We start from the raw sequence: 21,178 nt of genomic DNA, 5'->3' as shown, positions 1-21,178 counted from the left end.
GCGGGCACGGGCTCAGAGGGCCCGTCCGGGTCGCGGGCTAGGCGGTCTGGGGATCGAAGACCTCGGCGGGGTCAAGGGAGTCGATGGGATCGAGAAAGCCGAAGCCGGGCTTGGCGGGGTCGCGGTGCTCTCGCAGCCAGACGGTGGCGTCGGCGGCGGACATGGGCTTGGCGAACAACCAGCCCTGGCCGAGATCACAGCCCATGTCGGCCAGGCGGGCGGCCACCTCGGCGGATTCGACGCCCTCGGCGACCGAGCGCAGCCCCAGGGAGCGGACCAGGTCGACGATGGAGCGGACGATCCGTTCGTCGTCCTTGGACTCGCCGATCCGGCGGACGAACGAGGCGTCGATCTTGACCTCGGCGACCGGCAGGCGCTGCAGGCGGACCAGCGAGGAGTAGCCGGTGCCGAAGTCGTCCAGCGCGAGCGGCACCCCGAGCGAGGCCAGGGCCCGGATCGCGTCGGCGGTGTAGGCCTGGTCGGTCATCAGGATCCGCTCGGTGACCTCCAGCTGGATCGCCATGGGCGGCAGCCGGTATCGGGCCAGGCCCGCCTCCAGCCGGTCGGAGAGGGCGGAGTCGAGCAGGTCGCGGGCGGAGACGTTGACGGAGATCTGCTCGTGAAGGCCGGTGTGCCACCAGTGCGCGGCCTGCGCCAGCGCGGTGTCGATGACGTATCCGGTGAGCTGGCGCATCAGATACGACTGCTCGGCCATCGGCACGAACTCGGCGGGGGGGATCATCCCGCGGTCGGGGTGGCGCCACCGCAGCAACGCCTCCACCCCCCGCACCTGCCCCCCGGCCAGGTCGAGCTTCGGCTGGTAGTGCAGCCGGAGTTCGGAGCGGTCGATGGCCCTGCGCAGGTCACCGAGGAGGTTGAGCCGCTCGGGACTGTTGCGGTCCTTGTCGGCGGCGTAGATCTCGACTCCCGTCCTGCCCTCCTTCGCCAGGTACATCGCCACGTCGGAGCGCTGGAGCAGCATCTCGAAGTCCGGCGCGTGATCGGGGTAGAGGGCGATGCCGAACGAGGCGTCCAGGTCGAAGGCCATCCCCTCCAGGCGGACCGGCTCGGTCAGGGCCACCCGCAGGCGCGCGGCCACCTCCCTGGCCGCCGCCGCGTCCCTGATCGAGGGCAGCAGCACCGCGAACTCGTCACCGCCGAGCCGGGCCACCACGTCACCCGGCCGCACGCTGTGGGTGAGCCGGTGCGCCACCAGTTGCAGCAGGCGGTCGCCGACCGGGTGCCCGAGCGTGTCGTTGACCTCCTTGAAGCGGTCGAGGTCGAGCAGGAACAGGCCGACCCGCTCGCCCTCCCGCGCCTCGGCGAGCGCCTCCTCGGTGCTGAGCACGAGCATCTTGCGGTTGGGCAGTCCGGTGAGCCCGTCGTGCATCGCCTGGTGGTCGCGGCGGACCGACATGGTGGCGGTGAAGTAAACCGCCATCACGGGCGCGAGGAACAGCGGCACCAGCGCCGGGGAGTGGTTCATCACCACCACGACCAGCGGCGCGAGGCCGAGCAGCCCGGCGTAGACCAGGCTCTGATGGCCGATCGTGGTTTTGATCACCCGGTGGATCGACCTGCGCTCGTGCAGCGCCACCGCGCCGGAGACCAGCATCGCCCTGACCACGAAGTAGGCGACCCCGGCCAGCCCGATCGCGAGCAGGTCGGACCCCTTGGGCACCCAGCCCGTCACCGGGGAGGGCCGGTCGACGAAGATCCCGAGCACCGCCGCGGCCGCGGCGGCGGCCAGCGTCACCTGCGCGATGTTGAACATCACCCGGTGCCACGCCTTACGGGTGACGACGCCGTTGACGACGATGGCGACCGTCTGCACGAGCGCGGCGACCGGCAGTCCGTAGTGGAGCAGCGCCGCGAAGGTGAACATGGTCGACGGATAGGTGCCGCCCACGGTCGTCGACGACGACAGGAGCACCGGCCGCAGCTCGCCCAGCACGACCAGGACCGACAGCATCCAGAAAAGCGGGCTGCGGGCGAGCCCCGCCAGCTCCTCCTGACCGATCAGCCACTGTGTCGCGACGAGAACGGTGAACCCCGCCGCGATGACGGTGGCGAGATAGGACCACAGGGGCGAGCCGGCGCGCGGACCGGCGTCGCGTGTGTCGTTTGGGTCGGCCATGAGTAACAAAACCCCCATTAGTTCACTATGGGAGAGTACGGCCTATGGGCCACTTCGCGAAACCGGTTGCGCACGTTCCGTCACTGGCATATTGACTGACTTTGCTCCAATACGTCCGGCGTTGACCGACTATTATTCGGGTCTCATCGCCGTTCCCGCGGCCGCCTCGGGCCCCTCGGTGAGAAGAACCCGCAGGCCCGGCTCGTCCAGGATCGGCACACCGAGCTTGACCGCCTTGTCGAACTTGGAGCCGGCGTTCTCGCCGGCCACCACGAAGGAGGTCTTCTTCGACACCGAGCCCGAGACCTTGCCGCCCCGGCTCGTCAGGGCCGCACCGGCCTCGTCGCGGGTGAAGTCGGCCAGCGTGCCGGTCACCACGAAGGTCAGCCCGGCCAGGGTCTGCGGGAGCCGCTCCGCCGGCTCCTCGTCCACCATCCGGACCCCCGCGGCCTTCCAGCGAGCGACGATCTCCCGGTGCCAGTCGACCTCGAACCACTCACGGATCGCCGCGGCGACCCGGGGACCGACTCCCTCGACCGCGGCCAGCTCCTCCTCCGAGGCCTCGGCGATCGCGTCGATCGAGCCGAACTCGTCGGCGAGCGCCCGGGCCGTGGGCGGGCCGACGTGCCGGAGGGAGAGCGCGACCAGCACCCGCCAGACCGGCTGGTCCTTCGCCTTCTCCAGCTCCTCCAGCATCTTCTCGGCGTTCTTACTGGGCTCGCCGCTCTGGTTGGCGAAGAAGGTGACGACCTTCGGCTCGCCGCTCTCCGGGTCGGTCTTGGGCAGGCCGGTGTCGGGGTCGCGGACGACGGACCTGATCGGCAGCAGCCGCTCGATGGTCAGGTCGAACAGGTCGGCCTCGGTGCGGACCGGCGGCTCCTGCGGCGGCAGCGGCTGGGTCAGCGCGGTGGCCGCCACGTAGCCCAGCCCCGCGATGTCGAAGGCCTGGCGCCCGGCGGCGAAGAAGACGCGCTCGCGGAGCTGGGCGGGACACGCCCTGGCGTTGGGACAGCGCAGGTCGGCGTCGCCCTCCCGCTCATAGGCGAGTTCGGTGCCGCACTCCGGGCAGTGCGTCGGCATCGTGAACTCCCGCTCGGTGCCGTCGCGCAGGGCCGCCACCGGACCGACGATCTCGGGGATGACGTCGCCCGCCTTTCGCAGCACCACGGTGTCTCCGATGCGCACGCCCTTGCGCGCGACCTCCGAGCCGTTGTGCAGGGTGGCCCGCTCGACCGTGGACCCGGCCACCAGGATCGGCTCCATCACCCCGTACGGCGTGACCCTGCCGGTGCGGCCGATTCCCACCTGGATGTCCAGAAGCTTGGTGTTGACCTCCTCCGGCGGGTATTTGTAGGCGATCGCCCAGCGCGGCGCCCGGCTGGTGGAACCCAGGTTGTTCTGGAGCTCGATGCGGTCGACCTTGACCACGACGCCGTCGATCTCGTAGGCCGGGTCGTGACGGTGCTCGCGGTAGAACTCGATGAAGGCGTTGATCCCGTCGAGGTCGTCGACGACCCTGTAGAGATCGCTGACCGGGAGGCCGAACTCCCTGAGCCGCTCGTAGACCTGGGACTGGGTCGCGGGCTTCGCGGCCCCCCTCCACACGCCGACGCCGTGAACGATCATGAGCAGCGGGCGCCGCGCGGTGATCTGCGCGTCCTTCTGCCGCAGCGAGCCCGCGGCGGCGTTCCGGGGGTTGGCGAACGGGGCCTTGCCCTCCTCGACCAGTTGCTCGTTGAGCTTTTTGAACTCCTCGACCGGGATGTAGACCTCGCCGCGGACCTCCACCAGGTCGGGCACGTCGTCACCGGTCAGGCGCTGCGGCACGTTCGTGATCGTGCGCACGTTGGCCGTCACGTCGTCGCCGACGCGGCCGTCGCCCCGGGTGACCCCCCGGACCAGGCGGCCCTTCTCGTAGACCAGCGCGAGCGCCAGGCCGTCGATCTTCAGCTCGCACAGATACGGGGCGGGGTCGCGCTCGGCCAGCCGCTCGGCCCGCGCCTGCCAGGAGGCGAGGTTGTCGGCGTTGAACGCGTTGTCCAGGCTCTCCATGCGCTGCAGGTGCTCAACCGACGCGAAGACACCGGAGATCGGCGCGCCGATCTTCTGCGTGGGCGAGTCGGGCGTGCGCAGGCTGGGGCTCTCCTCCTCCAGCTCGCGCAGCTCGCGCATCCACGTGTCGTACTGGGCGTCGCTCACGGTCGGCGCGTCGAGCACGTGGTAGTTCTGGTTGGCCTCCTCGACCAACTCGGTCAGCTTCGCATGCCGCTCCAACGCGGCCACCGGCACACCCTCGACCTCGGCGCCCATCGCCCGCTCTCCCCTCGTCACAACGACCCGGGGAAACGCTATCGCCGAGCACCGACATCGCGAGTCCGCCTTACCCGGACATGAACAAGGCCGCCGGGCCGTCGGCGGCCCGCGACCGCCGGGCACGGCCACGAGGCGTGAACCCGGCGCCCGGTTCGGCGGGAGGCCTCCGGCGCCCGCTCCGGGGAGGAGGTCAGTCGCCCCGCCGGTCGAGATCCTCGCCCAGCACCTGGGCGGACTTGCGGCACTTGGCCAGGGCCGCCCTGGCGTAGGCGGGCGACGCTCCGGCCAGGCCGCAGGCCGGGGTGAGCACGACCTGCGAGGCCAGGCCGGCGGGAGGGAACCCGAGACGGCGCCAGAGCTCGACGGCGGGCCTGGCGACCACGTCGACGTCCGGCAGCGAGGCGTCCACCCCGGGCACGACCCCGAGGAAGAACGCCGTCCCGGCCTCGATCAGCTCACCGATCTCGTCCTCGTCGCGCCGCTTGAGCAGGGAGGCGTCCAGGGAGATGCCCCTGACGCCCGCCGTACGAAGGACCTTGAAGGGCACGTCGGGGGCGCAGCAGTGCACGATCGGGAACGCGTCGGCGGGGAGCACCGCCCTGAGCCGGTCGGCGGCGACCTGGACGTCGACGGCGTTCAGCCGCCCGAAGCCCGACGCGGTCGGCACCGTGCCGGCCAGGACGCCGGGCAGTCCCGGCTCGTCGAGCTGCACGACGATCTCCGAGGCGCCCGGCACCCTGCGGCGCACGTCGGCGACGTGCGCGACGATCCCCTCGGCGAGGGACTCCACCAGGTCGCGCACCGCGCCGGGGTCGGCGAGCGTCTTGTCGCCGTACCGGAGCTCGATCGCCCCCGCCAGCGTCCACGGCCCGCACACCTGGATCTTGAAGGGGCCCTCGTACCCCTGTGCCGACTCCTCCAGCGCGTCGAGGTCACGCACGAGATGGTCGCGGGCGCGCTTGAAGTCGCGCCCCGGCCGGTCGGCGAACCGCCAGCCGGACGGCTGCACCTCCACAGGGAGCTCCAGCAGCAGCGACGCCGTCCGCCCGATCATGTCGGCGCCGACCCCGCGCGCGGGCAGCTCCGGCAGGTACGGCAGTGCGGGCAACTCGCCGAAGACGACCTTCATCGCCTCCGCGTGGTTCTCCCCCGGATGCGATCCGATGCCGGTCGCGGTCGCCTCGCCCCATGGGTACTGGCTCATGACTGCTCCTGGTGTCGCGTCGGGACGTGGGTAACACCCACCGGTGTCTTCCCGGCTCACCCACCCCGGCCAGCTTAGGACCGCCGGATCCCGTGCTCACCTGAGCCGCCTCTCCTCGCACGACTTCACCCGCCGATTTTGGGCGCCGAAAGCCGCCGTGCCGGGCGGACCAGGCCCGCCGCCCTCGTCACCATGAGTGACCTTGCCATTCCTCTATTGCGCAAATGGAACCCGGCCACCCCGCCCGGTAGGGAAATAGGCGTGAAAAACGGGTGAAAACGGCGATTCGGGTGAGCCAGATTTGATTGGATAGTGCTCGATCAAGCTAAAGATGCCTGTATCGAGGTTTGAGCTGGAAGGTATTCCATGGGCGATTTTCACCCTTTACTGCCTGAGGATCCGGAACGCATCGGCGTCCATCTCCTGGTCGGACGACTCCTCGAAGATCCCCTACAGGCCGTCTACCTGGGCCATCTTCCCGACGAGGACACCCTCCGCGTGATCCGCGTGCTGGAGCCACGCCCGGGCATCGACCCACAGGTACGCGAACGGATCACCAACGAGTTGCACGCCGCCAGGCGGGTATCCGGGGCGCACACCGCCCGGCTGCTCGAGGTCGGCTGGTCCGACGACTCCCCCTACGTGGTCCGCGAGCACGTCGAAGGACGTTCACTGCGCGAGACGGTGACCACCGACGGGCCGCTCAGCGGAGACGCGCTGGAACGGCTCGCCGTCGGCATGCTCACCGCTCTCACCGCCGTCCACCTGTCCGGTCTCGTCCACGGCGGCCTCACCCCGGACACCGTGCTCCTCGGTCCCGACGGTCCCCGTGTCTGCGACATCGGCCTCGGCGGCGCCGAATCGGGATATCGCGCCCCCGAGCACCTCCGTGCGGCGTCCATGCCCGGCGACGACGCCGTGGGGATTCCGGACGCCGTCCCCGGCCAGGCACCGGTTCCGGACACCATGCCGGGAAGGCCGGCGGACCTCTTCGCCTGGGCCGCGACGATCGTCTACGCGGCCACCGGGCGACCACCCTTCAGCACGTGGCCCGAGACGACGCCGGAGGGCCCCGCGGACCTGAGCAGCATCCCGCCGGCCCTTCGTTCCCTCGTCATAACCTGCCTGGACGGGCAACCGGAGGCTCGGCCCGACACCAGAGCGGCCATGCTGCGACTGCTCGGCGAGCAGCCCGCGCAATCATTCCCGCCGGCTCCTCCGTTCCCCGTCGGAGACGGTCCGAGTACCCCCGGCGCGAACGCCCTCCCGCACAACGGACCCGGCGCGAACGCCCTCCCGCACAACGGACCCGGCGCGAACGCCCTCCCACAGGACGGACCCGGCGCGGACCCCCTCCCGCAGGACGGACCCGGCGCGGACGCCCTCCCACACAACGGACCCGCCACGAGCCTCCTCCCCCGGGACGAACCTGGCGTGCACCCCCTCCCGCAGGACGAGGCCGGTGGGAACCCCCTCCCGCAGGACGGACGCGACGCGAACGCCGTCTCACAGGACGGAGCCCTTTACCCTGCCGCGGTGCTGCCACCGGCGCCACCGGCCTGGGGCGCGCCGCCGCTGCCGGGGAATCCGCCCGCGATGAGCGGGACCGTGATCGCCGAGCCCGTCAAGGAAAAGCGGAGCGTCCCCGGTCTCCCCCTCATACTGGTGGCCGGTGTCGGCGTGGTCGCCCTGCTGTCCGGCCTCGGAATCTGGGCCGCCGGAAACTACACCTCCCTCGGCAATGTGGGGCAGGCCGCCGCGAAGGACCCGCTGGTGCTGTCGAGCCAGTGGCAGGGCCAGGGGAGTGAGGCCCCGGCCCCGGGCGCCACAGGCGATCCGGAGAACCGGGTGACCGTGCCGTGGGGCGTGACGCAGGAACCGCAGGTGGGAGACGTCGGGCCGTTGCAGCTGTCCACCGATGTCCCCACGCTCCCGACGCTGAACCCGCTCGCCTCGCCAACGGTCTCGATGCCGACTCTCCCGGTACCCATGGTGCCGAATCCGATACCGACCACGGCGCCGACGACCGCGCCCAAGCCGACGGCCGCGACCAAGGCCGCGAAACCGACGACGCCCGCGGCCAAGCCACCCGCCGCGAAACCGACCACCGCCGCCCCCAAGCGGACCACGGCGAAACCAACCACCGCCGCTCCGAGACCGACCACGGCGAGACCGACCACGACCGCTCCCAAGCCGACCACGGCGAGACCGACCACCGCCGCTCCCAAGCCGACCACGGCGAGACCGACCACCGCCGCTCCCAAGCCGACCACGGCGAAACCGACCACCGCCGCTCCGAGACCGACGACCGCGAAACCGACCACGGCCGCTCCGAAGCCACCGGTGGCGGCCGCGCGCTCCAATCCCTACAGCCCGCAGCAGGCCTGCGGAGGGGGTTTCTCCGTGCAGCAGTCCGCCTCGTTCAGCGGGGGGACGGTCTACCAGCTCTACAACCCCTCCACCGGCGAGAACTGCGCGGTCACGATGAAGAGCGCCGACGTCGGCAAGGCGACGCAGGTCTGGGTCACCCTGGAAATCCAGGGAGGCGGCACCAAAACCGACCGGGGCAGCTACGAGTACTACGCGGGCGGAGCCATCCTCCCGGGCAAGGGCAAGTGCGCGCGCATTTCCGGCGGTGGCCCCGGCGGCAGCGCCAGCACCGGCTGGGCCAACTGCGGATAACACCTGATCGCATTCAGTAGGGTGCTGTCTGGCATACACCTGTTTCGGGGGTTTTAATGATCGGCGAGAAGCTTGTCGCCGGAGTGCTCGCACTGACGATCACAGCTCCCACCCCCGTCGCGGCGGCTCAGGCACCCTCCTGCAACCCGCCTCGCGGGATATTGAGCATCAAGGAATCGTGGGCCCAGCGACGCTTCAACCTGCCGGAGGTGTGGAAGCTGAGCAGGGGCGAGGGGGTGACGGTCGCGGTCGTCGACAGCGGGGTGGACAACACGCACCCGCAGCTGAGGGCGGTGAGCAGACCGGTCGACCTGACCGGCACGGGAAAGATCGACTGCCTCGGGCACGGTACGGCGGTGGCGGGCATCATCGCGGCGGCCGAGAAACCGGGGGCACTGTTCGCCGGCGTCGCGCCGGGGGTCAAGCTGATCTCCATCAAGCAGACCAACGAGGAGAGGTCGGACGGGGCCGGGCGACTGGCTCACGGAATCCTCCAGGCCGTCCAGCTCGGCGCCGACGTGATCAACGTGTCGACCAAGGCGTCGGACCAACCCGATCTGAAGGCCGCGGTGAGCTACGCCCTGGCCCAGGACGTGGTGGTGGTGGCCGCCGCGGGCAACGTCGAACGTCCGGACAGTCCCTCCCTCCCCGCCTACCCCGCCACCTACCCCGGAGTCATCTCCGTCGGCTCGGCCAAACCGGACGGCGGCAGAGCCGAATCCTCCAACACGTCCAGCCCGGTCTCCGTACTCGCCCCCGGGGTGGACCTCACCTCCACCTCGCCGGGCGGAGCCTTCATCGAGGGCCTGGAAGGCACCAGCTTCGCCGCGGCGTACGTCACCGGAGTGGCGGCGCTGGTGCGCGCCCGTTATCCCAAGCTGGACCGCACGGCGATACAGCGGCGCATCCAGATGACCGCCGACGGCGGCTCCGGGACGGGGACCGGAGAGGGGATGGTCAACCCGCTGCTGGCACTGTCGACGATCATCCCGTCGGAGTCGGAAATGGTGGCGATCGCACCGGACGAGCCCGGTCCGCTGCCGGCCGACGCGATCCGGCGGGTCCCCGAGGAGGATGTCCGGGGAATCACGATCGCGATCTGGGTCGCCCTGCTCTCGCTCACCGCGGCGATCCTGACCCTCCTGGGCAGGCTGGTGGTCCCGATGGGACGCCGCCGTGGATGGCAGCCGGACCGGACCGAGATCGGCGCGTGAGAGCACGATGAGTTTCCGGATTCACCGTTCCCCGGCGGGAGCGGCGAGGTGGGGGTGGCATGCAGACCCGTCGTGATCTTTACCAGGCGCACAAGATGATGGTCCAGCGGCTGAACCTGGCCCTGCTCCAGGGCGAGCCGGACCTGCCCGAGTCGCCGATGCGCAGGCTGAACATGGCGATGTTCTGCGGCGTGCTGGCCGCGGTGCTGGTGATGGCCGGCTTCGGCATCTACGGGCTGCTGTTCCCCGGCGGTGCGACCGGGCTCACCAAGCCGGGAACCGTGATCGTGGAGGAGGAGTCGGGTGCGACCTTCGTCTACAGCGAACCGCAGAAGGAGATGATCCCCGTCGCCAACCTGACCTCCGCCCGGCTCCTGCTGGGCGAGCAGGAGGTGACGGTGACCACGGCCAGCTCGGCCTCCCTCAAGGACTTCCAACGCGGCACGAAGGTCGGCATCCCCGGCGCTCCCGAGTCACCGCCCGCCCGCGACAAGCTGGTCCGCGCCCCCTGGTCCGCATGCGTGGTGGAGGGTACGGACGCCGGCGGCGAGCGCAGGCCGTACACCTCGCTGATCGGCGGCATGGAGGTCGGCGGACGCCCGGTCACGCAGGACAGCGCCATGATCGTCGAGGGGGGCGACCAGCTCTGGCTGCTCTGGTCGAACCAGCGGATGCTCGTACCCGCCGACAGCGTGCGGGCGTTGCCCGACGGGCAGCGCCGTCAGGTTCCCGAGGCCTGGCTCAACGCGCTGCCCGTCGGTTCCGACTTCCGCAGGCCGGAGATCCCGGGCTTCGGCAGGGCGGCGTACGGGCCCGGCGGGAAGAGGTCCGTGGTGGGCCGGGTGTACAAGGTGCCGCCGCTGATCGGCGCCCCCGAGAAGCTGTACGTCCTGCTCTCCGACGGGCTGGCGAGCCTCACCCCCCTCCAGGCCGACCTGCTGCTGCAGAACCCCGACATCAAGAAGGCCTACGGACAGGCTGCGGCGAAGCCGATCGAGACGGACGCGGCGAGCGCGAACGCGATGAAGGTCTCCGCCACCCGTATGGATTCCAAAGGACTCCCCCCGACCCTGCCGAACATCATCGTCCCGAATCCGACGGACCCGCTCTGCGCCGTCTACTCCGGCACGGAGCGCGGTTCGACCAAGGCGACGCTGACGATCGAGAGCACCGTACGGATTCCCCCGCCGCCGACGGGCCGGTTCAACCCGGAGGCGGTCGACCAGGTGGTGCTCCCGCCCGGCACCGGTGTCCTGGCGGGCAATCTGCCAGGGGACGGCAGGCTGGACTCGGTCCAGTCGCTGTATCTGATCGACGACCAGGGGCGGCGATACGCCATCCAGTCTCCGGAGGCGCTGCAGAGCCTCGGCTACACGATGGAGGACGTCGCCCCGGTTCCCGCGCACCTCATGCATCTGATCCCCGAAGGTCCGGTCCTCGACCCCGCCGCCGCGAAGAACCCGGTGCCGATCATCGGTCGCTGACGGCGCGTCACGGGCCTCACCGGTGATCCGAGCCTGGCCCGGACGGCCTCCGGTCCGGGCCTGCTGCCCGGCGATCCATCGGGATCCGACGTCGCCTATGCTCCCAGAATCCCGGGATCCTTCACGGTCGTGGCGCCCGAGTTCTTCATGGTGAGGCCCTTACCGTTGACGTACCTCATGTCGGCTTCGGCGAAGTCCGGCTGTTTCTTCATTTTTTCCAGCTCGCTCACCAGAGATCCGCAGGAGAAGCTCACCGTTGCGAAAATATCCGCGACCACGACGGTGGCCAACCCCGCCTTCCTGAGAACCGCCGTGACGGTCGAGTTGATTTTTCGGACTATTCCCTCGATCGCAAGACCCACGGCCAGTTGAGCAGGAATCGAAAGGAGGCGGCTGCCCAGGCTCAGGCTCATCAGCGTGGCCATTGTCGCTTCCACGGAAACGGCGAAAACGGTGAGTCCGTGACCATGAAGCGCCTTCTGCTCGAGCGCCTCACCTGAGCCCTGGCGCTTTTCCGCGTGCTCGGCCATCAGTTTGTCAAGTGTGTTCGTGGCCTCGGAGTACAGGCTGTAGGCCCCCTGGTTGTTACCTCCCCAGTAGCCGTTCGCCTCGGTCTCTTTTACCAGCTTCACCAGCCCGGCTCTCACGGTTTCGAGAATTTCCTGGCCTTCGTCCATCCATTCTTTTGCCGCCTTCAGTATGCTTCCGGGATTGCACATCATGACGGCGAGCCCTACGGCTATAAGCCCCGCTTGTTTGCTTTTGAGCACCCCTGCCGCAACGGCCGTCGTGACCACCGCCGACTCGAACAGCCACCTGTCGCTCTCATAGGCCACGGTGGGTGCCCTTCTTCCGGCGAATCAGCATTCGGGTCACGGTCACGCTTCCCGCCCGAGCACGGCGGGGGAGATATCCTCATCGCCGTCCCATACACTTTCGTCCTCGGACAGGGCGATATTCGAACCGTCTTTGTTCTGCTGCTCACCACCGGGAGGGCTGCCGCCGCCCATCATCGGCGGCATGAAGGGCATGCCGTTCATGCCGTTCACACCGGCGGCCCGGGTCAGCGCGGGGCCCGCGGGGCCCGGCGATCCGCCCGAGGAGCCTCCGGCGCGGGTCGACATGTCCGCCCCCGTTTGATCGCCCAGGGACGGCCTCAGATCCGGGATATTCGACTGCGACGTCGGAACATTGGGCAGGTTAAGCGTATTAGGAGCATTAGGGAGATTGGGCGGATTGTAAGCCGAGAGGTCCGTCTGTCGCGGGTCCGGCAGACCGAGGTCTCCGCCTCCGAGGCCGGCCCCGTTTTTATTGGACAGGCTGTCCTCGATCGCGTTCCGATCGAACCCCGGGATGTTCGATCCAGGGCCGTTCGCCAGGTCGTCCGGCTTCGGCATGTCGGGCATCTGAGGGGTTTTCGTGTCCGGGTCAGGGAACTCCGGGGTCTTCAGATCCGGGTCCGGAAACTTTGGAGCGTCCACATTCGAGTCCGGGAACTTGGAGGTGTCCAGATTCGGGTCCGGGAACTTGGAGGTGTCCACATTCGGGTCCGGGAACTTGGAATTCTCTAGATTCGAGGTGGGGAACGGTGGAATGCCCGGCGACCCAGCGCCGTTCGACCCAGCCGGATCCGAACCACCGCCCAGGTCCTTTTTGTTGTTCTTGCCATCGGCGTATTCGGTGTTTTTCTCGACCGTTGCCGCGGCATTCTTATCAGCCGCCTGGTAGTTCTTCTCCGTCTGGGTGAGAGCGTCCTTCCATGACTCCAGCACGGCCTTGCCCGCGTTAAGCGCTCTTACGGCATCGGCACGAGCGTCATTGTGGGCCAGGTTCGCCCTCAAACCCACAACGCCAAAGTGGGGAAACTCTGTCTGGATCGCACCGGTCTTTTTCGCGAGAGATCCCACACTCGGAGCGTATCCTCCGACCTGTGCCCCCAGGTTTTCCACCTTGCCGTCGGCGGCGATGAAATCCGGGGTCGATGCCGCCCTGCCCTCAGACCCGTGCGGATAGCTCATCCCAATCCTTCCCGGCCGTCATCCGTTCCCTGGATCACCAAGGTTCGTGATCACATCGTTCACGAGGATACTGGGATCTCAGCCATGCCGTACAGATCACTTAAAACGGGACATATAACTCGATATAGTCAATCGCACGGAGTGTCGCTTTCTGTACCGCGAACCAGGGACTCCATCCGCGAGCTCACGCGTTTCACATCGAGCCGAAGCCCTACGAGGGCCCTCTCGCGAGACGCCCGTCCGCATCTCATCGGCCCTCGGGCGGCAAGGCCTACGCGAGACGCCCTTGACCGTCAACCTGGACATAGCCTTCGCCACCGCCCCAGACGTCGTCCTCTTCCTTCACCCAGTTGGACGCCGAGACATCCTCCCCGTTCTCTCCGCCCCCCGGGGGGCTCATGCCACCGGGCAAAAACGGCATGCCGCCCGGCATGCCGCCCGGCATGCCGCTCGCCCGAGCGGCGGAGACGTTGGCCGCGGATGCGGCGCCGCCGGCATTCGTGTACGAGCCGCCGGCATTCGTGTACGGGCCGCCGGTGCCCGTGTACGGGCCGCCGGTGCCCGTGTACGGGCCGACAGCTCCGGGCCCCATGCTCGTGGAGGGAGAGTTCGCCGCGCCGTTGCCGCTCGGCATCCTGGTGCTTTCGAAATCCTGAACGCCACCACCGGGGAGTTGGAGGTTACCGGGGGGCTGATAACCACCGGGGGGCTGGTAAGCGGCCAGATCGGTGGAATCCATGTCGTCCATGTTCGGTCCGTTGGCCCGATTCAGAGCGTCGAGTGAGGAGTTGTCGGGCATCTTCCCCATGCCGGGGTCACTCCCTGCACCGTTGGGTCCGGGGGCGTCCGCTCCGGGGGTGGCCGCTCCGGGGAAATCGGCGCCATCGACGCCCGAGGGGATCGGTGAGCCGGGGGTCGCGCCCTGATTCCCAGCGCCGGCCGGCCCACCCGGATAACCAGGGAGCCCGGCGCTTCCGGGTGGCCCGCCGCCGGTGAGGTCCGGATTGTTCACGGGCGGCCCACCCCCGGTGAGGTTCGCGCCCCCGAGGTCCCCGTTGTTCCCGGCCAACCCGTCGAATCCGTTTCCTTTGAGTCCTTTCAGGAGATCACTCGTAGGAGACGGCTTAACGGGCGAGGGCCCAACATTCGCGATGATCTCATCAGGCTTGATATTCGGTAGTTCCTTCTCCACACCCTCCGGAAGAAGGTCGTACAACTCGCCCATTCGCGCGTTGAGCGCGTCGAGATGTTCCCTCGCCTTTTTCGTGTGAGGATGCGTGTTCCAGTCCCATTCGACGCCGGGGACCAGCAAGTTGATGTCGTCGTCCCAGGAGACCGCCCCATGGCCGACCGCGTTTTCCTTGTACCAGGAGAGGATGTCCCTGCCGAACCATTCCAGGGGCCGTCCGATATGGTTGGCCCGGTTGGCCAGTTCACGCGTCGTCGCGTGCAGGAGCTGGAGTGCCTTCTGGGGCCCTACCGCGTCCTTGCCCTTCCAGTGTTTTGAAAGCTCCACCGCCAGATCTTCGATGGCGAGATAGCTCTCCGCGAGGAGGCCCCCCGCGTCCACATAGGCGACTCCCGCGGCCTCCACCGCTTTGGGGTCGACCCCACCGAAGCCGCCGGTCCCCTGCAGAAGGGTTTTGATCTCATCGATTCCTCCGTAAGCGGCGAGTTCTCCTCCTTTTGGCCTCTCCTCGCCCGCTTCCTTGATCCGGTGATATTTCTTTGAAATCTCCATGCGGGTGCCCCGGCCCCTAGAACTGCATATCTTCGATGTTCTTTACTTCTGTCATACCGTGAGTCATGGCTGCGGACTTGATCAGCGAGATAGCCGCTTCGTATTTCTCAATGATCTCTTGGTAGACGCCGGTGGAGGCGGTATGCGCATTTCCTACCGTTTTACTGAGCGCCTTGGCGGTATTCCATGTTCCCAGCTGCATCTCGGTCAGATTGGTGAACTCTGTCAGGTTCGAGAGAGACCCCTTCTCGGCTCCTTTGAGGCGGGCAAGGTTCTCTTCGAGGGCTTTGACGACTACTTCGATCTTTTCCTTGTCGACGTAAAGCTCGTCCTTGGCACTGTCGAGACCCGGCCAGCCGGAGTCAAGAAAGAAACCACCGTATGCGCCACCGACGTCAGCGTCCGCCATGCTCCACCTCCACAGTCGAATCGCCCGCGTTCGGCGCATGCTCGGGATCGAACGACTCGGACTTTTCCAGCTCGTAGCCTCGCCGTACCTTCAGAAAGCTCATACGGATTGAGTGATGGTTGAAGAGGTGACGTCGTCGTCGCACTTCCAGACGTCGTGGTCCTCCGAGAGCCCGTACGGGGTTTCGGATACCTGACCACCCTCGCCGCCGACGCCACCCCCACCCATCGGCATCATCGGCATCATCGGCATGCCGCTCGTCGCCGTCGCTCCTCGTGCCATCACGGAGGCGGCCTCGCCCATCCCCGCGGTGCCCGCTCCGAATCCCGGACCGCCCAGGACCGGGGGAACGACAAGGCCCGAGGGAGTGCCCAGCGCCGAGGGAACGCCCAGCGGGCCGGCGATCGGGGTGGGGAGATGCGGGAGTGCGCCGGTCACCGGCGGCGGGGTGAAGTTCTCCACCTCGGTACTCCGAGGGTCGTCCGCAAGCGCGTCGTTGTTTCCACCGATCACGGAGTCAACGGTCTCGTCGTCCCCCATGTCCTGATCGGTGCCGGTGCCGTTCGCATCGGTGGGAGGAGACTCCGGGCCCTGGTCGCTCCCGTCTCCGACGCCGTCCTCGGCGGTGCCGTCCGAACCGTCGGAGCCCGAACCAGCAGAACCGTCCGAACCCGGACCGTCGGCCCCCGGACCGTCAGGCCCTGAACCATCGGGCCCCGGACCGTCAGGGCCTGAACCACCCGGGCCATCAGAACCCGATCCCGGACCGCCCGAACCCGAACCGCCCGAACCCGAACCGTTCGGACCGGAACCGTTCGAACCCGAACCGTTCGAACCGGAACCCTCCAGGTTCGAGCCACCGCCCGCACCACCGGCTCCCGAGCCACTCCTATCGGCGCCAGGGTAACTCGCGAACCCATTGGAACCGCCCGAGTCACCCGCCACCGCGCTACCTCTGTGGATGGAACCGTTCGAGGGCGGCGTGGTGTCCGCGTACGGATTTACCTTCTTGGCCGGGGACGCGGAGCCTTCCGGCGGCTGCGGGATGTCCAGGTCGTACGAGACGGTGCGGGGCATATACGTGTCGTAGAGCTCGACGATCTTCTTGTTAAGCTCGGTCATCGCCTCGCGGCCCGCTCTGGTGTCCTTCGACTCCATCGCGGTCCCGGCCAGTTGGTTGCTCATTCCCTCAGGCGGCGGGGTGAGCCCGGCGACCTGTTCCCGAGCCTGGGGAAGGTAGGTCCCGCCGTACAGCCTGAGGGTGGTGGACATCATCTCCATCTTGGAGGCCAGTTCGGTGCCGGTGGCGTGCAGCTTTCGCAGCGCCTCCTGCACCTCGACGGAGGCGAATCCGTGCCACACCCTGTCCTCGGCCAGTTTGGCCGCGTTTCTGGTTATCGCGTCACAGGCGTATTCGATGGAACTCGCGGCATGCCCGTAGGCGAATCCGGCGTTCTCCACCTCGGCAGGAGAGGTCTCGGCCAACCACTTTTTTATCGAGGAAAGCGGATACACGACGGTTCCGCTGGGCCCTGTCGCCGCCTCCGGCACCGACTCGAAGGACATGATGACCAGGGTCTTCATCTTGTTAACCTTAGCCACAACGACCTTCCCCGGGTGTCCTAGCGACCTTCGTTGGCACGCTCTGTTTCATCCAGCACTTTGGCATGCTCTCTGATCGCTCGAATCGCCGCCTCGTAAGCGGCGATGAACTCCCCGTATGCCTCTTCGAACTGCTTCTTCCCACCAGGGGAACCGACAGACTGGGTGAGCGCGCTCGCCGCATCCCAGCGGCCCAACTGGGCCTCGGTGAGGTTGCAGTTCTCCCGGATGCTGTTGATCGATCCGGTGGTGTATCCCTCCGCGTTGGCCCCACCGGTCATCGAACCCAGATAAAGCTCCAGGTCGGTCGCGACCGCCCTCATCACATTGGTTTCGAAAAACTTGTCCGCCGGCTGGCTCCCCAGCCCCGGCCACTTCGGATCGACGAGGAACGTTGTCTCTGAATCGTCATCCAGCCCTGGCCACCTCGGATCGAGAGGGAGCGCCTCATCAGCCCTCATGGCATCTCTGCTGGTCATCTCTCCCCCTCGCGGAAAGTGAACTACATGCCGTTCGGATTTACCGAGGACAAGTCTTCTCGACCACCATGTTCACGATGACCGAGAAGGACGCGATCGCACGTCGGCTCTACCTCGTGGGATCTGCCCAGATCCGCATGTTGTCCCTCTCGGCCTGCTGGTAGTTCGCATTGGCGATCCCGACTGCCTCCGCAGCCGCATGAAGAAGGGCTCCCATCTCCTTCTCGGTCTTGTCCCACATCACTCGGTGACTCTCGAACTCTGCCTGCGCGTCACCCGCCCAGACCCCAGACATCATATTAGTGATATCGGTGTAAAGCTCGTCGGTGATCCTGTCCATTTCCGTGACGACCTTGAGAAGATTGAACTGGTGCTGCTCCATGAGCGCATAGTTCACTCCTACATTATCACCCATTCTTGCCTTCCTTCCTTAAGACTAGAAGTGATTGCTTTACTTAATGGCGCTGTTGATGAGTGCGTCGACCCTGTTCATACCGGCATCGACGTCCGCAGTCATACTGTTATAATTCTTGGCATTGAGGTCCATATTGTCAGCGATCCTTTCCAGGTCCATCCGGACGGATGCTGCCTTTTGACTCCAGCGCTCCATCGCGATCCTGTACTTCCCGGCGGCGCCTCCCTTCCATCCACCTTCTGGGCCCTTGTCGAGCAGTTCGTCCGCATGGATTGCGACCCTCTGACGCATGCCTTCGATTTGCTGAGAGGCATCGAGGACGCGCGCGGCCGCGCGGGCGATTACTTCACCGTCGTAATCAACGCCGCCGGCGCCACCACTTGTTGGTTCTGCCATTGTTTACCTCCATGACGTAGGTCTGCCTGCCCACCGTGGCACTACGCTCCCGCCCCGGCCTACGGTCACGATGGCGCGTAGGGACGAAGTGGGACCAAAGCCTCAGGCGTATCAGACACCACATTAGCGATCTAGGGCATCGTAGATAACACGAATGCAAATTACGGAAATGTAACGTTTTGCTAACTTTGGCCAAACGTGCAGGTGAATGGCTTGACGGCCGATGGTCGACGGGGGTTGCGACTGTGGCTGCTGTACAGAAATATCCGGTTTGCTCCTGTTCTATACGATCAAGTGCCCGCTGGGCTAGCGTTGACGATCACTGGGATTCGTGGGGATGAGGGCCGCATTGAGTGAGCATCAGGGCATCGACAGCCGGCGGGACATAGACAGCCTGCTCAACTGGGGTGCGCCCCCGTCCAGCGGTCCCGGTGTGGACCCTCGGGAGACTCATCAGCCTGAGAGCGGCACTTCTGAACTCCTCATTCCCGCGGGAGCACCCGAGTCGCCTCACGTCGACGCTTACGAGACCTCCGCCTTCGGGGCGACGACCGGGCGGCCGGATCTCGTCGCCTCAGACCCTGACCGGCAGCCCGAGAGTTACGTCTCCCAACTCCGGACGGTCGATCCTTCCGGAGCCGAAACGCTCCGGGGAGACTCTGTCTTGTCTCTCCCGCCTACGGACGAGACCGCCACAACCGAGCTCAACTCGGTGTCAACCGGCGACTCAGAGCCGGATGACACCAAACCGGACGACTCAGAGCCGGGTGAGATCGAAGGCTCCCAGCCGTCCGCCGACTCTGACGCTCTGGACGAGATCTATCCGGATGACCCGGATGGCGATGTGACCGAAGATCCGAATCCACCGGACGCTCAACCCGACACATCCGATCCAGAGGACACCGAAACCGAAAACCCGGAAGACCCGGCCGAGAACGAGAATCCCTCCGATCCCGAAGGCCAGCCGGAACAACCCGAGGACCCTGCCGACCCGGAAACACCTGCCCCGGACGTGCCCGACCCGGACGTGCCCGACCCCGACGTGCCCAACCCCGACGTGCCCGACGTCCCCAACCCCGACGTCCCCGACGTCCCCGACCCCGACGTGCCCAACCCCGACGCGCCCGACGTCCCCAACCCCGACGTGCCCAACCCCGACGTCCCGGACGTCCCCGACCCCGACGTGCCCAACCCCGACGTCCCCAACCCGGACGTCCCCGACGTCCCCGACATCCCCGACGTCCCCAACCCCGACGCGCCCGATGTCCCGGTCCCGCCCCAGGGCGGCGGCCCCTCCGATCCCGTGGGCGTCGGAGAGGAAGGGCCGGGGATGCCGTCCCTTCCAGGATCTCCCTCCGGAGGCGGAGGAATTCCGGACCCGTCCGGCGGCATCGGTTCGCCATCCCAGGAAGAACTGGACAAGATTACCAAAGAGAAAGCCGCCAAGGAGAAAGCCGCCCGAGAGAAAGCCGCCAAAGTTGAAGCCGCCAGAGCGCGAGAGCAAAATCTTTCAAGCGAGGGTGTGGGCGGGGATTGGCGTAAAGCAGATCCTGTCGAGATGACAAAACTTGGGAGGGATATCAATGTCATTGCCGAAGAAGGGGCCGCGGCCAATGCCCATGCCAGCGCCAAGGGGATCAAAATGGGCAACCCCGGGTTCGGCGTGATGGGCATGATGGGGTTCACGTCCGCATATGAATCAACTCATGAAACTCTCGTAGAGTACCTCGGAAAAGCCCGTGCACAGCTCGGCACCTGGAACAGTCAACTGAAAAAGGGCGCAGAGGTCATCAAAGCATCCGATGACGCTAGCACCATTAAGGAGGCTTGATCGATGGCATCTACTGGGTACGGCGCAGGAACAACCATGTACACCGGTTCCATCGCAGCCTGTGTCGCCGCAGCCACAGTTCCTGGAAATCCCTTTCTTTCCTATGTCAGCCGCTTTGTGGCGGTGACAATCGGGAGCATGTTCTGCAGTCCGAGCGACATTGCTGATATCGGCGAGAGATGGAAGGAACTGAACGGCAAGATCAATGACATAAGCATCGAGCTCATCAAGCTAATGGAAAGCGTTCCCGAAGAAGCATGGAAAAAACTAGGGAGGCCAGATTTCCAAGCGGTAGTCGACACGTTCAACGAACAAAAGAAAAAAAATCAAGAATTGAATATAAACATGGGAGACGCCCTGGAAAATTATGCAGGGCTTTTCTTCGCGGGAGCGATCGTCTGTTCGGTGGGGGCTGCAGGCCTTTTCGCCTGGGCATGTTTTGCACTTGTCAGCAAGGCCAACCCCCTCGTCGGGACATTTGCTCATAGGGTTGCACTATTATACGGGGAAGCTTTCAGGGATATCACGAAAAAGATGCTGGTGAAGAACGTGGGGATCCTGGGCGCTGGCATTGGCCTTGTGATGATGATTCAGCAGTTCTTTACAATGAGCATGCAGGATGATCTCACCAAGGCAGCCAGCCCAACCGACATGAATTCGATTCCGCAGTTCGAAAATGCGGTTATCAAGAACCTGCCGACTGCGGAATCGAATCAGTTTGAGGGGACGAGCGGTCTGGCCAGCGAAATTCCCAAGCTCTAGAGGTCCAGGCTACGGCGAATACGGTCGAGTTCGCCCATGACATCTTCGAACGTCCGGTTGTAGGCGGCCTCCGCGTCCTTGATCTGGTTCAGCGCCGCGTCCGGGTCGTCGAGGTACTTCATCGGGTTGTCCTCCTCCCCGAACACCTCACCCATGGTCTTGCTGATCTGCGTCTGCAGGTCCTGGGTGGCGTCGTGGACAACCGCCTTGATCGTCTCGGCCAGCTCTCCCGCGCTCAGTCGCAGTGCCTTGGGGTGGAGTTCGAGCTCGCTCAGCCCTTCGCTTCCGTACGCCGCCTTCACCAGGCCGGCTTCGTCCTCCGCGCGCCCGACCAGCACGGCCATGCTCTTCTGCAGCTCTTCCATGCGGGCGAACTGCCCGTCGGCCCCGTTCAGGAGCTTGTCAATATCTATGTTCGCGAAGTCCCCGAATCCGTCCATCGACCGCTCCTCTTCCCAGGGGCACCACCAGGCTCACCCACCACAACAGAT

Annotated in this window: 17 protein-coding genes; 5 read left to right on the top strand and 12 right to left on the bottom strand. The window is 66.5% G+C overall.

Features of this window, described 5'->3' with window-relative positions; genetic code table 11:
- Nucleotides 1-37: 37 nt before the first annotated feature.
- From J2853_RS42325 to J2853_RS42315, 3 genes are all read right to left on the bottom strand, one after another.
- Nucleotides 38-2,137: a putative bifunctional diguanylate cyclase/phosphodiesterase gene (locus J2853_RS42325; protein WP_307567243.1), complete on the bottom strand. Its 2,100-nt coding sequence runs from the start codon at nt 2,135-2,137 to the stop codon at nt 38-40.
- A 132-nt stretch (nt 2,138-2,269) separates the two neighbouring features.
- Nucleotides 2,270-4,447, bottom strand: coding sequence for an NAD-dependent DNA ligase LigA (gene ligA / locus J2853_RS42320; protein WP_307567241.1), 2,178 nt, complete (start codon nt 4,445-4,447; stop codon nt 2,270-2,272).
- Between the two features lie 193 nt (nt 4,448-4,640).
- Nucleotides 4,641-5,654, bottom strand: coding sequence for a methionine synthase (locus tag J2853_RS42315; protein ID WP_307567240.1), 1,014 nt, complete (start codon nt 5,652-5,654; stop codon nt 4,641-4,643).
- A gap of 366 nt (nt 5,655-6,020) precedes the next feature.
- Here J2853_RS42315 and J2853_RS42310 point away from each other — a divergent pair, with 366 nt between their 5' ends.
- The 3 genes from J2853_RS42310 to eccB are packed head-to-tail and all read left to right on the top strand — an operon-like array spanning nt 6,021 to nt 11,034.
- Entirely contained in the window at nt 6,021-8,336 is a 2,316-nt protein-coding gene (locus tag J2853_RS42310; RefSeq protein WP_307567238.1) for a serine/threonine protein kinase, read from the top strand.
- A 56-nt stretch (nt 8,337-8,392) separates the two neighbouring features.
- The gene (gene mycP / locus J2853_RS42305; RefSeq protein WP_307567237.1) at nt 8,393-9,550 is read left to right on the top strand and encodes a type VII secretion-associated serine protease mycosin; all 1,158 of its coding nucleotides are present in this window, start codon (nt 8,393-8,395) and stop codon (nt 9,548-9,550) included.
- Nucleotides 9,551-9,609: 59 nt separating this feature from the next.
- Complete coding sequence (eccB, locus tag J2853_RS42300) at nt 9,610-11,034, top strand: type VII secretion protein EccB (RefSeq protein ID WP_307567235.1); 1,425 nt, start codon at nt 9,610-9,612, stop codon at nt 11,032-11,034.
- A gap of 95 nt (nt 11,035-11,129) precedes the next feature.
- Here eccB and J2853_RS42295 read toward each other — a convergent pair whose 3' ends face one another.
- The 8 genes from J2853_RS42295 to J2853_RS42260 form a co-directional block, all read right to left on the bottom strand.
- Nucleotides 11,130-11,870: a hypothetical protein gene (locus J2853_RS42295; protein ID WP_307567234.1), complete on the bottom strand. Its 741-nt coding sequence runs from the start codon at nt 11,868-11,870 to the stop codon at nt 11,130-11,132.
- Between the two features lie 42 nt (nt 11,871-11,912).
- The gene (locus tag J2853_RS42290; RefSeq protein ID WP_307567232.1) at nt 11,913-13,052 is read right to left on the bottom strand and encodes a type VII secretion target; all 1,140 of its coding nucleotides are present in this window, start codon (nt 13,050-13,052) and stop codon (nt 11,913-11,915) included.
- Between the two features lie 271 nt (nt 13,053-13,323).
- Nucleotides 13,324-14,793, bottom strand: coding sequence for a hypothetical protein (locus tag J2853_RS42285; RefSeq protein ID WP_307567231.1), 1,470 nt, complete (start codon nt 14,791-14,793; stop codon nt 13,324-13,326).
- A gap of 16 nt (nt 14,794-14,809) precedes the next feature.
- Complete coding sequence (locus J2853_RS42280) at nt 14,810-15,202, bottom strand: hypothetical protein (RefSeq protein ID WP_307567229.1); 393 nt, start codon at nt 15,200-15,202, stop codon at nt 14,810-14,812.
- Nucleotides 15,203-15,301: 99 nt separating this feature from the next.
- Nucleotides 15,302-16,786 carry a hypothetical protein gene (locus J2853_RS42275; protein ID WP_307567226.1) on the bottom strand — a complete coding sequence of 495 codons (1,485 nt, stop codon included), beginning with the start codon at nt 16,784-16,786 and terminating at the stop codon, nt 15,302-15,304.
- A gap of 38 nt (nt 16,787-16,824) precedes the next feature.
- Nucleotides 16,825-17,283 carry a hypothetical protein gene (locus tag J2853_RS42270; protein WP_307567225.1) on the bottom strand — a complete coding sequence of 153 codons (459 nt, stop codon included), beginning with the start codon at nt 17,281-17,283 and terminating at the stop codon, nt 16,825-16,827.
- A gap of 109 nt (nt 17,284-17,392) precedes the next feature.
- Nucleotides 17,393-17,680, bottom strand: coding sequence for a WXG100 family type VII secretion target (locus J2853_RS42265; protein WP_307567223.1), 288 nt, complete (start codon nt 17,678-17,680; stop codon nt 17,393-17,395).
- A 54-nt stretch (nt 17,681-17,734) separates the two neighbouring features.
- Complete coding sequence (locus J2853_RS42260; protein WP_307567221.1) at nt 17,735-18,094, bottom strand: WXG100 family type VII secretion target; 360 nt, start codon at nt 18,092-18,094, stop codon at nt 17,735-17,737.
- A 349-nt stretch (nt 18,095-18,443) separates the two neighbouring features.
- On the opposite strand from J2853_RS42260, the gene J2853_RS42255 reads away from it, so the two are divergent.
- Nucleotides 18,444-19,925: a prolipoprotein diacylglyceryl transferase gene (locus tag J2853_RS42255; protein ID WP_307567220.1), complete on the top strand. Its 1,482-nt coding sequence runs from the start codon at nt 18,444-18,446 to the stop codon at nt 19,923-19,925.
- Between the two features lie 3 nt (nt 19,926-19,928).
- Nucleotides 19,929-20,687 carry a hypothetical protein gene (locus J2853_RS42250; protein ID WP_307567218.1) on the top strand — a complete coding sequence of 253 codons (759 nt, stop codon included), beginning with the start codon at nt 19,929-19,931 and terminating at the stop codon, nt 20,685-20,687.
- On the opposite strand, the gene J2853_RS42245 is transcribed toward J2853_RS42250, so the two are convergent.
- A complete protein-coding gene (locus J2853_RS42245) occupies nt 20,684-21,127 on the bottom strand; it encodes a YbaB/EbfC family nucleoid-associated protein (protein ID WP_307567216.1) in 444 nt (147 codons plus the stop codon). The two genes, J2853_RS42250 and J2853_RS42245, sit on opposite strands and share 4 nt — an antisense overlap.
- Nucleotides 21,128-21,178 lie beyond the last annotated feature (51 nt).

Origin of the sequence: Streptosporangium lutulentum (assembly GCF_030811455.1) — a bacterium.
Taxonomy (GTDB): domain Bacteria; phylum Actinomycetota; class Actinomycetes; order Streptosporangiales; family Streptosporangiaceae; genus Streptosporangium; species Streptosporangium lutulentum.
The sequence above is the reverse complement of the archived record's forward strand: the minus strand, read 5'-3'. Positions and strand labels throughout refer to the sequence as shown.